At 67.1% G+C, this 13,532-nt stretch carries 9 protein-coding genes; 3 read left to right on the top strand and 6 right to left on the bottom strand.

The genetic code is table 11. The annotated features are described in order from the left end of the window. Nucleotides 1-13: 13 nt before the first annotated feature. Nucleotides 14-1,282, bottom strand: coding sequence for an efflux RND transporter periplasmic adaptor subunit (locus AC5P9P_RS05755; RefSeq protein WP_005413920.1), 1,269 nt, complete (start codon nt 1,280-1,282; stop codon nt 14-16). After that, the gene (locus AC5P9P_RS05750; RefSeq protein ID WP_005410245.1) at nt 1,282-1,938 is read right to left on the bottom strand and encodes a TetR/AcrR family transcriptional regulator; all 657 of its coding nucleotides are present in this window, start codon (nt 1,936-1,938) and stop codon (nt 1,282-1,284) included. The genes AC5P9P_RS05755 and AC5P9P_RS05750 overlap by 1 nt, the downstream gene beginning before the upstream one ends. A gap of 250 nt (nt 1,939-2,188) precedes the next feature. Here AC5P9P_RS05750 and AC5P9P_RS05745 point away from each other — a divergent pair, with 250 nt between their 5' ends. From AC5P9P_RS05745 to AC5P9P_RS05735, 3 genes are all read left to right on the top strand, one after another. Continuing rightward, complete coding sequence (locus AC5P9P_RS05745; RefSeq protein WP_049403120.1) at nt 2,189-7,165, top strand: NAD-glutamate dehydrogenase; 4,977 nt, start codon at nt 2,189-2,191, stop codon at nt 7,163-7,165. Nucleotides 7,166-7,461: 296 nt separating this feature from the next. Further along, nucleotides 7,462-8,235: an NAD kinase gene (locus AC5P9P_RS05740; protein WP_495232643.1), complete on the top strand. Its 774-nt coding sequence runs from the start codon at nt 7,462-7,464 to the stop codon at nt 8,233-8,235. Between the two features lie 47 nt (nt 8,236-8,282). Beyond that, nucleotides 8,283-9,227 (top strand): 5'-nucleotidase, encoded by a 945-nt coding sequence (locus AC5P9P_RS05735; RefSeq protein WP_005410242.1) that lies wholly within the window; start codon nt 8,283-8,285, stop codon nt 9,225-9,227. Between the two features lie 180 nt (nt 9,228-9,407). On the opposite strand, the gene AC5P9P_RS05730 is transcribed toward AC5P9P_RS05735, so the two are convergent. The 4 genes from AC5P9P_RS05730 to AC5P9P_RS05715 are packed head-to-tail and all read right to left on the bottom strand — an operon-like array spanning nt 9,408 to nt 13,504. Then, on the bottom strand, nt 9,408-9,959 hold the full coding sequence (locus tag AC5P9P_RS05730) for a DUF2939 domain-containing protein (RefSeq protein WP_049453802.1): 552 nt from the start codon (nt 9,957-9,959) through the stop codon (nt 9,408-9,410). 55 nt (nt 9,960-10,014) lie between these two features. Next, on the bottom strand, nt 10,015-10,701 hold the full coding sequence (locus AC5P9P_RS05725) for a DUF2461 domain-containing protein (RefSeq protein WP_005410240.1): 687 nt from the start codon (nt 10,699-10,701) through the stop codon (nt 10,015-10,017). Continuing rightward, a complete protein-coding gene (gene sbcB, locus AC5P9P_RS05720; protein ID WP_049403118.1) occupies nt 10,698-12,137 on the bottom strand; it encodes an exodeoxyribonuclease I in 1,440 nt (479 codons plus the stop codon). Before sbcB ends, AC5P9P_RS05725 begins: the two co-directional genes overlap by 4 nt. Beyond that, nucleotides 12,137-13,504, bottom strand: coding sequence for an FAD-dependent oxidoreductase (locus AC5P9P_RS05715; RefSeq protein WP_012480765.1), 1,368 nt, complete (start codon nt 13,502-13,504; stop codon nt 12,137-12,139). Before AC5P9P_RS05715 ends, sbcB begins: the two co-directional genes overlap by 1 nt. Nucleotides 13,505-13,532: the final 28 nt, after the last annotated feature.

Below are 13,532 nucleotides of genomic sequence, written 5' to 3'. Positions count from 1 at the left end.
CGGAAGGTTCCCGTTACTGCTTGTTCGAATCGGTGGCGGCCGGCTTGGCCGCATCGGCCTGCTCGGGCTTGGCCGCGTCGGCCGGTGCCTTGCCAGCAGCCGGTGCGGTGCCCGCCGCAGCGGCGCCGCCTGCGGCCGGCTTGCCGTTGGCGTCCTGCCCCGGGGTCCACGGCTTGGCGACCGCCGGTGCACCTTCCTTGACCTTCTGCACGCCGGCCACGATCACCTTGTCGCCGGCGGCCAGGCCGTCGCTGACCAGCCAGTTGCCGTTCTGCGCGCCATCGGTCTTCACGTTCTTGCGCGCGACCTTGCCGTCGGCGCCGACCACCATCACGTAGCCGCCGGTGGTGTCGCGCAGCAGGGCCTGCTGCGGTACCAGGAAGGCATTGTTGCGTTCGCCCAGGTTGGCCTGGAAGCTGACGAAGGCGCCCGGCAGCAGGATCTGCTGCGGGTTCGGCAGCAACGCGCGCAACGAGACCGCACCGGTGGCCGGGTCGACCGTGGTCGAGGAGAAGTCCAGGGTGCCCGGCTCACTGTAGGTGCTGCCGTCGGCCAGCTTGACGTTCACCGTGGCCTTGCCGTCGCCCGACAGCGCCAGCGCGCCCTTGGCCTGTTGCGCGCGCAGCTGGGTCAGCTCGTCCACGCTCAGCGAGAAGTTCACGTACAGCGGGTCGAGCTGGTCGACGGTGGTCAACAGGGTCACATCGCCCTGGCCGACCAGCGCGCCTTCGGTGACCTGCTGCTTGTTGGCCACGCCGCTGATCGGTGCGGTTACTTCGGTGTAGCCCAGGCTGATGCGCGAGGAAGTCACCGCTGCTTCGGCCTGCTTGACCGCCGCCAGCGCGGTACGCTCGGCCGATTCAGCGTTGTCCAGGTCGGACTTGGAGACGAACTGCTGCGGCGCCAGCGAACGTGCACGGTCGGCGGCCACCTTGGCGTTGGCGTAGGTCGCGCGGGCCGAGGCCAGCTGTGCTTCGGAGGCGTTGAGCGAGGCACGCAGCGGCGCTGGGTCGATCAGGAACAGGGTCTGGCCCTGCTTGACCTGCGAGCCTTCCTGGTAGACGCGCTTGAGCAGCACGCCCGGCACGCGCGCACGCACGTCGGCGCTGCGGAACGGCGACAGGCGACCGACCAGCTCGCGCTGCAGCGGCAGGGTCTGCGGCTTGGCGTCGATCACGCCCACCTCCGGCGGCGGGGGCGTCTGCTGTTCCGGCTTCTTGCAGGCAGCCAGCGCGACAGCAACGGCGCACGTCAAGGCAAGGGTGCGGAGTGGGGCGGTCATCAGGAGGAACTCCGGGGTTGGTTTGAAGACGGGGCCGGCGACGGCTGAGGCGCGAAGGCGCGCAGGAAGCTGTCGACGGAGAACTCTGCCCAGCGCCGACGCAGCCGCGCGTCATCACGATGGGGGGTATGGAAACGCTGTTTGTCGAAATCCTGACCGGCAATCATGCTCAGCAGCAGTTCGGCCATGAAGTGCGGGTCGTCATGCCGGAGCTGGCCACGCATGCAAACGGTTTCAATCCATTCAGCAAGATGAAGTGTCAGTGCGCCGGCTCCGTGCCGGTACAGCGTACGCGCCTCTTCGGGAAACTGGGCCGCGTCGGCGGCGATCAGCCGGCAGGCCTGGCCCACGTGCGGTTGGTTGAAGTGCTCCAGGAAGTCGGTGGCGAACTGGAGCAGGCTGGCACGCAGGTCGTCAGTGCGGAGTGCACGAACCATGGCGCCGGTAGCGTGGCCGACGTGGCGCTGCATCACCCGGCGCAGCAGTTCCTGCTTGCTGCCATAGCGCGAGTACAGGGTCTGCTTGGAGCAGCCGGCGTGCTGGGCAACCGCCTCCATGCTCATCTGCATGCCCTGCTGGGCCAGCAGTTCGCGTACGGCGTCGAACACACGCTCATCGCGTGCATCGAGGGCAACGGGGAGGTAGGCCGGGTTCACGCGGTGGACTATACCGTCCAGTTCAGGATTGTGGAATCGCATCGGCGTCGCCGCGTGTGTCTTCCGGTAACACGTTTTGCCGATCCTGTCGGCAGTGCTGAAACAGGCGCCAGCACCATACCGGTGCGAACTGAATAGGCGTTTGAACCGCAGCAAACCCGAATCTGCTTATTCCGTCCTGCAGCAAGGCCTTTTCGCGCGGTAGGGCTACAATTTCATTTTCCCAACTGAGCAAGCGCATCGCTCTGCCATGAAACCGCAAAAAACCGCAGCCAAGACCGTGAAGAACAAGACGAAACCAGCAGAGTCGGAGGTCGCAGTGACCGCTGGTTTCTCCCTGGAGCCGGTGTACACGGCCTTGCGCAAGCGCTACCCCGCGGCCGCACAGGCCGAAGCAGTGGCCTTTGCCACTGACTTCTACAAGCGCATGGAGTCGGACGAGTTCCCGCACCACAGCGCTGAAGAGTGGGCCGCTCTCGCGGCTGAGACGCTGGAATTCGCGCGTGCCCGCAAGGCCGGCAAGGCCAACGTCCGCGTGTTCAATCCGACCGCGAAGGCCAACGGTTGGGAATCGCCGCACACCGTGCTGCAGATCGTCAACGATGACATGCCCTTCCTCGTCGATACGGTCACCATGTCGCTGGCCGAGCAGGGCGTGGGCGTCCACGTGCTGGGCCACCCGGTGCTGCGCTTCACCCGCGACAAGGCCGGCAAGCTGGTCAAGGTCGGCGAGGGTGATGCCGAATCGGTGATGCTGCTGGAGATCGACCGCCAGCCGGCCGAAGCCATGGCCGCCATCGAACAGGCCATCAACAAGGCGCTGGACGAAGTGCGCGCGATCGTGCGCGACTGGCAGCCGATGAAGGACAAGGCGTTGGCGCTGGCCGACGACCTGGGCAAGCGCCAGCTGCCGGTCGACGATGCATCGCGCAAGGAAGCACAGGAGTTCCTGCGCTGGGCCGCCGACAACCACTTCACCTTCTTCGGCTACCGCGAGTACCGCGTCGAGAAGCAGGGCAAGGAAGACGTACTGGCGCCGCTGAACGACACCGGCCTGGGCCTGATGCGCGGCAAGGACAAGTCCGCCGCCCGTCCGGTCAAGACTCTGGCCGCGCAGGGCCTGAACGCCACGGCCGGCCTGAAGGATGCGCTGATCCTGACCAAGACCAATGCCCGTTCGCGCGTGCACCGCGCCGGCTACATGGACTACATCGGCGTGCTGGAATTCGACGCCAAGGGCAAGATCATCGGCGAGCAGCGCTTCCTTGGCCTGTTCACCTCCAGCGCCTACAACCGTCGCCCGTGGGAGATCCCGCTGGTGCGCCAGCGCCACGAGCACGTGATGAAGCAGTCCGGCCTGGCCCCGGCCAGCCACAGCGGCAAGGCCCTGCGCCACATCCTGGAAACCCTGCCGCGCGAAGAGCTGTTCCAGTCCAGCGAGGACGAACTGTTCCGCACCGCGATGGGCGTGCTGGGCCTGCAGGAGCGCGTGCGCAGCCGCCTGTTCCTGCGCCGCGACAAGTACAGCCGTTTCATCTCCGCGCTGGTCTACCTGCCGCGCGAGCGCTTCAACACCGACGTGCGCCTGCGCATCGAAGCGATGCTGAAGGACGCGCTGCACGGCGAGTACGTGGACAGCTCGGTGGTGCTGGGCGAATCGCCGCTGGCCCAGGTGCACCTGATCGTGCGCCCGAAGCCGGGTGAAATGCTCGACGTTGATACCGCCGAACTGGAGCAGAAGCTGGCCCAGGTGCTGCGCAACTGGCAGGACGACCTGCGCGAAGCGCTGGTGGCCCGCCACGGCGAGACCGAAGGCCTGCGCATCGCCGCCCGTATCGGCAAGGCCCTGCCGGCCGGCTACATCGAAGACAACAGCACGGCTGTTGCGGCCAACGATGTCAGCCAGCTTGATGCCCTGACCGGCCCGGACGACCTGCGCCTGAGCCTGCAGGCCGTGCCGCGCGAAAGCGGCGATGGCCTGCGCCTGAAGCTGTATCGCCAGCTCGACGACATCCCGCTGTCGGACGCGCTGCCGATGATGGAAAACATGGGCCTGCGCGTGATCGCCGAGCGTCCGTACCGCCTGTCGGTCGACAACGCCCCGGTGTACGTGCAGGACTTCGAGGTCGAATCGACCGCCGGCGCGATCGATGCCGCCAGCGTCGATGAAGCCTTCGGCGAGACCTTTGCCCGCGTCTGGCACGGCGATGCCGAGAACGACGGCTTCAACCGCCTGGTGCTGGCTGCCGGCCTGCACTGGCGCCAGGTCGCCATGCTGCGTGGCTACTGCAAGTACCTGCTGCAGACCGGCGTGCCGTTCTCGCAGGCCTACGTGGAAGGCACCTTCGCGCGCTACCCGCTGCTGGCCCGACTGCTGGTCGAGCTGTTCGAAGCGCGCTTCGATCCGGCTACCGGCCACGAGAGCAAGGACGACATCGCCGCCGGCCAGGCCCAGCTGAAGGCTCACTTCGATGTGCTGGCTGCTGGCGACGACGCCACCCTGAAGGTGCTCAAGACCGTGGTCGACGCCCGCAAGGGTGACCGCGACGCGCAGATGCAGGCCGCGCGCGATGCGCTGCTGAAGCTGATGGACCGTGTGTCCAGCCTGGACGAGGACCGCATCCTGCGCTCGTTCATGGGCGTGATCGACGCGACCCTGCGCACCAGCTACTACCAGACCGATGCCAACGGCCAGCACGGCCATGTCATCAGCTTCAAGTTTGATTCGGCGCTGGTGCCGGACCTGCCGAAGCCGCGCCCGTACCGCGAGATCTTCGTCTACGGCCCGCGCGTGGAAGGTACCCACCTGCGCTTCGGCGCGGTCGCCCGTGGTGGCCTGCGCTGGTCGGACCGTCGCGAAGACTTCCGTACCGAAGTGCTGGGCCTGGTCAAGGCACAGATGGTCAAGAACACCGTGATCGTGCCGGTCGGCGCGAAGGGCGGCTTCTTCGCCAAGACCCCGCCGGTGAACGGCGACCGCGACGCGATCTTCGCCAACGGCGTGGCCTGCTACAAGCTGTTCATCCAGGGCCTGCTGGACATCACCGACAACATCGTCAACAACAAGATCGTGCCGCCGGTGGATGTCGTGCGCCACGACATGGACGATCCGTACCTGGTGGTGGCCGCCGACAAGGGCACCGCGACCTTCTCCGACATCGCCAACGGCCTGGCCATCGCGCACGGCTTCTGGATGGGCGATGCGTTCGCCTCCGGTGGTTCGGTTGGCTATGACCACAAGGGCATGGGCATCACCGCGCGCGGCGCGTGGGAATCGGTCAAGCGCCACTTCCGCGCGCTGGGCCGTGACAGCCAGACCCAGGACTTCACTGCGGTCGGCGTCGGCGACATGTCCGGCGACGTGTTCGGCAACGGCATGCTGCTGTCGCGCCACATCCGCCTGGTCGCTGCCTTCGACCACCGCCACATCTTCCTGGACCCGAACCCGGATGCGGCCACCACGTTCGTCGAACGTGAGCGCCTGTTCACCGTGCCGCGTTCGAGCTGGGCGGACTACGACGCCAAGCTGATCAGCAAGGGCGGCGGCGTGTACCCGCGCAGCCTGAAGTCGATCGAGATCACCCCGCAGGTGCGTGAAGCGCTGGGCCTGGATGACAACGTCAAGGCGCTGTCGCCGAACGATCTGATGAGCGCGATCCTGAAGGCACCGGTCGACCTGCTGTGGAACGGCGGCATCGGTACCTACGTGAAGGCTGCCAGCGAGCAGCACAGCGATGTCGGCGACCGCGCCAACAACGCCCTGCGCGTGAACGGGGGCGAGCTGCGCTGCAAGGTGGTGGGCGAGGGCGGCAACCTGGGCATGACCCAGCTGGGCCGCATCGAAGCCGCCCAGGCCGGCGTGCTGCTCAACACCGACTTCATCGACAACTCGGCCGGTGTCGACACCTCCGACCACGAAGTCAACATCAAGATCCTGCTCAACGATGTGGTGCGGGCCAAGAAGCTGACCGTCGAGCAGCGCAACAAGCTGCTGGCCTCGATGACCGATGAAGTCGCCGAGCTGGTGCTCAACGACAACTACCGCCAGAACCAGGCGCTGAGCCTGATGGAGCGGATGGCGGTCAAGCGCCTGGGTTCCAAGCAGCACTTCATCCGTACCCTGGAACAGCAGGGCCTGCTGGATCGCCAGATCGAGTTCCTGCCGTCCGACGCCGAGCTGTCCCAGCGCAAGGCACGCGGCCAGGGCCTGACCCGCCCGGAACTGTCGGTGCTGCTGTCCTACTCGAAGCTGGTGGCGTTCGCCCAGCTGCTGGAATCGGACATCCCGGAAGATCCGTACCTGTCCAAGGAACTGCAGCGTTACTTCCCGACCCCGCTGCAGAAGAAGTACGCCGACGCGATGGAGCGTCACCGCCTGAAGCGCGAAATCATCGCCACGGCCGTGACCAACCAGACCATCAACCGCATGGGCGCCACCTTCCTGATGCGCATGCAGGAAGACACCGGCCGTTCCATCGCCGAGGTCGCCAAGGCCTACACCATCAGCCGCGAAACACTGGATGCGCGCGCGCTGTGGGCGCAGATCGATGCCCTCGACGGCAAGGTGCCGGAGTCGGTGCAGATCGACGCACTGGAAGTGATCTGGAAGCTGCAGCGTTCGTTCGTGCGTTGGCTGCTGTCGCGCCCGGGCGCGATGCCGGGCATCACCGAAGCGGTCAACCGCTACCAGGGTCCGTTCAACGACATCCGCGTTGCCTCGGGTGTGCTGCCGGATTCGCAGCGTCCGACCTACGAAGCCCTGGTGGCCGAGTGGAAGGAAAAGGGCCTGCCGTCCGCGCTGGCGCAGCAGCTGGCCGAACTGCACTTCCTGGAGCCGGCGTTCGACATCATCGAACTGGCCCGCACCCGCAAGCTGAAGCCGGTGGACGTGTCCAAGGTCCACTTCCGTCTGGGCGATGCCCTGCAGCTGCCGTGGCTGTTCGAGCAGGTCGATGCGCTGGAGGTCAACGGTCGTTGGCACGCCGTGGCACGTGGCGTGCTGCGTGACGAGCTGGCGGCCAACCACCGCAACCTGGCCGGCCAGGTGCTGGGCACCAAGGGCAGCAGCGCGGAGGCCAAGGTCGCAGCCTGGATGGGCCGTGACGACAACAGCCTGCGCTTCACCCTGGCGATGCTGGCCGAACTGGCCGAGCAGAAGACCCTGGACTACCCGACCGTTTCGGTCGCGGTGCAGCGCCTGGGCCAGCTGGCTGCACATGGCGCGTAAGTGAAGTAGTGCCAGGCCATGCCTGGCATGCGTGAACCGGAACGGCCCCGCGAAAGCGGGGCCGTTCTGTTTCTGCCCTTGACCTTTGCGACCATCTGACCCGACGCCGGCCGTGAATCTGCCAGGTGGATGACCGGCCCGTCCGCCGGGACCGTGAGCGCCATGGATGGCGCGAGCGAGCCCCCATGGATGGGTTTACGGCGTGTCCCGGCGGACGGGCCGGTCATCCGCCCAGCGGGGTCCAACCCCCGGCGCTCGGTTATGCTCTTCCTCATGCCTTCCCCCCGGATCCACCGATGAGCGACACCCCCCGCATCGCTTTCCTGGCCAGCACCGCCGAGCCCGCGCAGATCGCCCGCGCGGCGATGATCTCGCGTTATGGCGATCACGCGCCGGAGCAGGCCGACGTGCTGTGCCCGCTGGGGGGCGACGGCTTCATGCTGCAGACCCTGCATCGGCATGGGCACCTGGGCAAGCCGGTGTTCGGCATGAAGCTGGGCACGGTCGGCTTCCTGATGAACCAGTACCGTGGAGACGACGACGTGCAGGCCCGCATCGCACGCGCAGAACCGGCCAACCTGCGCCCGCTGGAAATGGTGGCGCTGACCGAGTCCGGCACCAGTACCGGTTCGCTGGCCTACAACGATGTTTCGCTGCTGCGCCAGACCCGGCAGGCCGCGCATATCGGTATCGATCTGAACGGCCAGGAGCGCGTGGCCGAACTTATCGGCGACGGCGTGCTGGTGGCCACCCCGGCCGGCAGCACCGCCTACAACTATTCCGCGCATGGTCCGGTGCTGCCGCTGGGCTCGCACACCATCGCGCTGACGCCGTTGGCCCCGTACCGGCCGCGGCGCTGGCGCGGCGCGATCCTGAAGGCCGATACCGAAGTGCGCTTCCGCGTGCTCGATCCGTACAAGCGCCCGGTCAGCGTGACTGCCGATTCGCACGAGACCCGCGACGTGGTCGAGGTGACCATCCGTGAGTCGAAGGACCGCCGCGTGACCCTGCTGTTCGACCCGGAGCACAACCTGGAAGACCGGATCCTGAGCGAACAGTTCGTTTTTTGAGGACAATGGGCAGCCGGCCGTGCCGACCGCTTGAAGGACCCCCACCGATGGGCGACAACTCCCCCCGTTTGCTGACCGTCGCGGTGACCTCGCGCGCGCTGTTCGACCTCGAGGAAAGCCACGCGCTGTTCGAGAGCGATGGCGTGGCGGCCTATGCCGAATTCCAGCGCCAGCACGAGGACGATATCCTCGGCCCCGGCGTGGCCTTCCCGGTGGTGCGCAAGCTGCTGGCTTTGAACCAGGGGGCCAGCCCGGAGAATCCTCGCGTCGAGGTGATCCTGCTGTCGCGCAACTCGGCCGATACCGGCCTGCGCATCTTCAATTCGATCCAGCACTACGGCCTGGGCATCATCCGCGCAACGTTCACCGCCGGCGAGCCGACCTGGCCGTACGTGAAGCCGTTCGGCACCGACCTGTTCCTGTCGGCCAACCCGGAATCGGTGCGCAGCGCGCTGCGCCACGGCATCGCCGCAGCGACCATCCTGCCCAAGCCGCCTGGCGAAACCGCCGCCGCGGCGGCCGACCAGATCGATACCGGTCGCCCGGCCGGCCAGTTGCGCATCGCCTTCGACGGTGACGCAGTGATCTTCGGTGACGAGAGCGAGCGCATCTCACGCGAGCAGGGCGTGGAGGCGTTTGGCCGGCACGAGCGTGAACGGGCCCGCGAACCCCTCAGCGGCGGCCCGTTCCGCGGTTTCCTGTCGGCCCTGCATACGCTGCAGGAAGTGTTCCCGGCCGGCGAGAGCGCACCGATCCGCACTGCGCTTGTGACCGCACGCTCGGCACCGGCGCATGAGCGGGTAATCCGCACCCTGCGCGAGTGGGGAGTGCGCCTGGACGAAGCGCTGTTCCTCGGCGGCCGCCACAAGGGGCCGTTCCTGCAGGCGTTCGGTGCCGACATCTTCTTCGATGATTCGCAGCACAACATCGACAGTGCGCGCGAACACGTGGCCGCCGGCCACGTACCGCACGGTGTCGCCAACGAGGGGTGAGACCACGCCGGATGGGTGCCAACCGTTGGTTGGCACTGCCATGCATCGACGCCCACCAAGGTGGGCATCTACCAGAGCGCTGTACCGCGGTAGTCGCCAACCTTGGTTGGCGCCGTCCTGGATCCATGCCCACCAAGGTGGGCATCTACCGAAAGCAGCACCGTCGAAGGGCATGACCCGTCACGGGGTGGCCGACATCCCCAACTGCAGATCCACCACCTTCCAGCGCAGGCCCTGCGGTTCCAGCACCACTTTCATCGGCGGCTGGTCGGGGCCGCGATCGACGTCGATCACGAAGCGGTCCAGCGCTTCGAAGTGATGCTCGGCGTTCTTCAATGGCCGTGCCGGCTCGGTCGCGCCGAAGGCATCACCGCCCTGCAGTTCATTGCGGCCGCGCTTCCACAGCACGTGGCCCTGCAGCATTGCGCCGATGCCGGTCGGGGTCACCATGGTTTCCACCGCTGCACCGCCGAGCTGGTCGCCGAGGTCGTAGAGCAGGGCGCCGAACGGGCTGGCGGCCACGTCCGGGCCGGCCTGGCGTACCAGATAGTCGTTGAGCTGGGCGCGCAGGCTGCTGCGCACGCGAGGGAAATCGACATAGCGTTCCAGTCGCGCCGTGTCGCGTTCTTCGATGGCCTTGGACAGGCCGTGCACGGCCATGTACGGGCCGCCGAACCACCACGCAGCCAAGGCCAGGACCAGCAGCACAGCCAGTGCAGTGAGCTTCTTCATGCTGTCCAGACTGCCGCAAGTGAGGCAGCCAGTGGTGAACGGCAGGTGATGCGGCTCAGAACTCCAGGTCCAGCGCCGCGCACAGGTAGTCAACGAACGGGCCGAGCCCAGCCAGGTCCTTGCCCAGCGTGGACAGCAGGCGCGGGCCGGTCATGGTGGCATCGTCCAGCGAGCGCCACATCACCCAGTTGCGGTGCTTGAGGTCGTCGATGAACTCGAAGTCGGCCGGGAAGCCACGCGGGGGCCGCACCAGCTTTTCGCTCTCCTCGAAATCGAAGCGTTTGCGCAGGGCCGGTGCATGCGCGGCGGCCTTCCAGCTGCCCGGATTGTCGAGGATGAAGTGGCGTACGCGGCGCTGGGTTTCCGGTTCCGGATGCCACAGGCCGGCGCCGACGAAGCTCTCGCCCGGCTGCAGGTGCACGTAGAACGAGGGCGCGGCCACTTCGCGGCGGCGCTCATGGAACAGGCGTGCACCCTGCCAGGTCTTGTACGGCGACTTGTCGTTGGAAAAACGCGCGTCACGATGGATGCGGAACAGCGAGCCACCGACGCCACGGGTATCGGCGCGGAAGTGCTCGCTGACCTCGGCCAGCGCCGGCTGCAGGTCGCCCAGCAGGCGCAGGAACGGCTGCCGCACGTGGTCTTCGTACTGCTGGCGGTGATCGTTGAACCAGGCCTTGTCGTTGTGCCGCGCAAGGCTGCGCAGGAACTTGAAGCTGGCGTCCGAGAAATAAGTGCTCACAGCGTCTCCTGCAGGTGCTGGCCCCAGTCGCGCAGCGATTGCAGCAGGGCCTGGCGCCGGGTGTCATCGGGCGCTTCGGCGGCCAGTGCATCCAGCTGCTGCTGGTACTGGGGCAGGTTGAGTTCGCCCAGGCCGCCGTCTCCGAGCAGGCGCTGGCGGCGGTAATCCTGCCAGCGCTGGCGTTCAGGCGGCGCGAGGCTGTCGGGATGATTGCGCGCGCGGTAGCGGAACAGCAGCTCCGGCAGGCGCGGGTCGCGGAAGCGACCTTCCAGCGCGGCCAGCTGCTCGGGCGCGGTGGTGCGTGCGAGCGCAAGCAGCGGCTTGTCACCGTTGCCGAGGAAGCCGTCGTACAGCGAGGCATCGACGTCGGCCACGGTGGCGGCGCGGGGCTGGTTGTAGACCTGCCGGGCTTTTTCGGCCAGCTGCGGGGCGAACGCGCGCAGGCGCTCCACCTTGGCTTCGATCGCAGCCACATCCAGGCCGAGGCGCGCGTGGTCATCGGCGCGCAGGTGGTTCCAGGCGATCAGCGCCGGCACCTTGTTCAGATGCACTTCCTTCAGCGGTACCCGTGCCGCGCCTTCGGGCAGCTCGCTGGCGCGCATGTACAGGCGCTGTGCGATCACCTCGGCCGGCAGCTCCAGCAGATCGTCGATCTCGCCTTCCAGGTCGAACACGATCACCCGGTTGTTGATGGTCGGGTGCACGGCCAACGGCAGCACCGGTGCCGCGCACAGGCGGCTGGCCGGGTAGCGCATGGAAATGTGCAGCACCGGCTTCATCGCGGCCACGTCCAGCAGGCCGCCGACGAAGCGCTTGTCGCGCAGCTTCAGGGCGTAGTCCCACAGGCGTGGTTGCGACTGCTTGAACAGCCGCGCCATGCCGATGGTGGCGCGCACGTCGGACAGTGCTTCGTGTGCATCGCCTTCGCGCACGTGGTTGGCCTCGGCCAGGTGCTCAAGCTTGAACGAGGTGGCGCCATCCTCGCGCAGCGGCCACTGGATGCCGTCCGGGCGCATCGCGCGCATCAGCCGCAGCATGTCCAGCAGGTCCCAGCGCGAATTGCCGTTGCGCCACTCGCGTTCGTACGGGTCGTGGAAGTTGCGGAACAGCCCGTAGCGGACGAACTCATCGTCGAAGCGCAGCGTGTTGTAGCCCAGCGCGCAGGTGCCGGGGCGCGACAGCTGCTCGTTGATGCGGTCGAAGGCCTCGGCCTCGCTGATGCCCTCGGCCAGTGCCTGCTGCGGGGTGATGCCGGTAACCAGGGTGGCCATCGGCGAGGGCAGCAGGTCATCGGCCGGGCGCACGAAGAAGCTGACCGGGGTGTCGATTTCGTTGAGATCGGCGTCGGTGCGGATGGCGGCGAACTGCGAGATGCGCGTGCGCCGCGGGTCCTGGCCGAAGGTTTCCAGATCGTAGAACAGGAAGCTGTCAGCCATCAGTGCGCGCCCTCCAGGACCGGCAGCTGCGCGTGAATCTGCGCTTCCAGCGCGGCCCAGTCGATGTTGTCCAGTGAATCATGGCCGGTGGTGGCGGCCACCAGCATGTCGCGTTGCAGTTCGGTGCGGCGCAGCGCCTCGGCGTACGGCGTGTGCAGGAAGGTGACCATGGTGTAGTGCGGCACGAAGCGGGTCGGCCAGCGCCGCTGCAGTTCCTGTTCCAGTTCGCGCTGCAGCAGGAATGCAGGGTCGGCGACGCGGTCGCGCATTTCCAGGTAGTTCTCCAGCGCCATCTGCTGGATGGCACGTGCATTCGGCTTGCGCTCGGCTTCGAACGCGGCGAACGCACCTTCCAGATCATCGGCCTCCATCAGGTGGCGGGCCAGCGCAACGCAGTCCTCGAACGCGCAGTTCATGCCCTGGCCGTGGAACGGCACCATCGCATGCGCGGCGTCGCCGATCAGCACGGCACGGCCCTGCTGGTGCCAGCGATCGAGCGTCAGCGTGCCAAGCAGGCCCGGCGGGTGCTGTTCCCAGTCTGCGCGCAGGTTCGGGATCAGCGGCAGGGTGTCGGCGAACTCGCGCGCGAACAGCGCCTCGGCCTGCGCGCCGGTATTGATCGTGGCGAAGCTGGGATCGCCCTGGTTGGGCAGGAACAAAGTGACGGTGAAGGTGCCTTCGTGATTGGGCAGGGCGATGCACATGTAGTGGCCGCGCGGCCAGATATGCAGCGCGTTGCGCTCGATGCGGAAGCTGCCATCGTCGGCCGGCGGAATTTCCAGCTCCTTGTAGGAGTGATCGAGGAACGCGATGTCCTCGCCCAGCGGCGCCCGCCGGTTCATCGCCGCGCGCAGGGCCGAGCCTGCACCATCGGCACCGATCAGGGTGTCGAAGCGGATGTCATGCGGGCTGTCGTCGCGGTCGTCGATGAAGCGTGCGTAGCCGGCGTCGAAATCGACGGTGTGCAGGCGGCGGTGGAAGTGTACGGTCGCGCCAGCCTGTTCGGCCAGTTCCAGCAGCGTGGTGTTGAGGTCGCTGCGATGGATCGACCAGATCACTTCGCTGTCGTCGCGGCCATAGCGCTGCAGCTGCGGTTCGCCTTCGCGCGGATGCACCATGCGTCCGCGCATCATCACCGCGCGCGCCATGACCTCGTCTTCCACACCGGCCTGGCGCAGCGCATTGCGGCCACGCTCGGCCAGCGCCAGGTTGATCGAGCGGCCGCTCTCATAGTCGGCCACGCGTGGATCGCCACGGCGTTCGTACAGGGTGATGCGCCAGCCCTGGCGTGACAGCAGGATGGCCAGCAGCGACCCGGCGAGGCCGGCACCGATAATGCTCAACGAGCGGGAAGCATGTGCGATCAACGAACTGTCCAGCAGTAGGGGAGGGACC

This window comes from Stenotrophomonas sp. YJH_SMC_14-1 (assembly GCF_059372275.1).
This window is presented reverse-complemented; position numbering and strand designations above follow the sequence as displayed.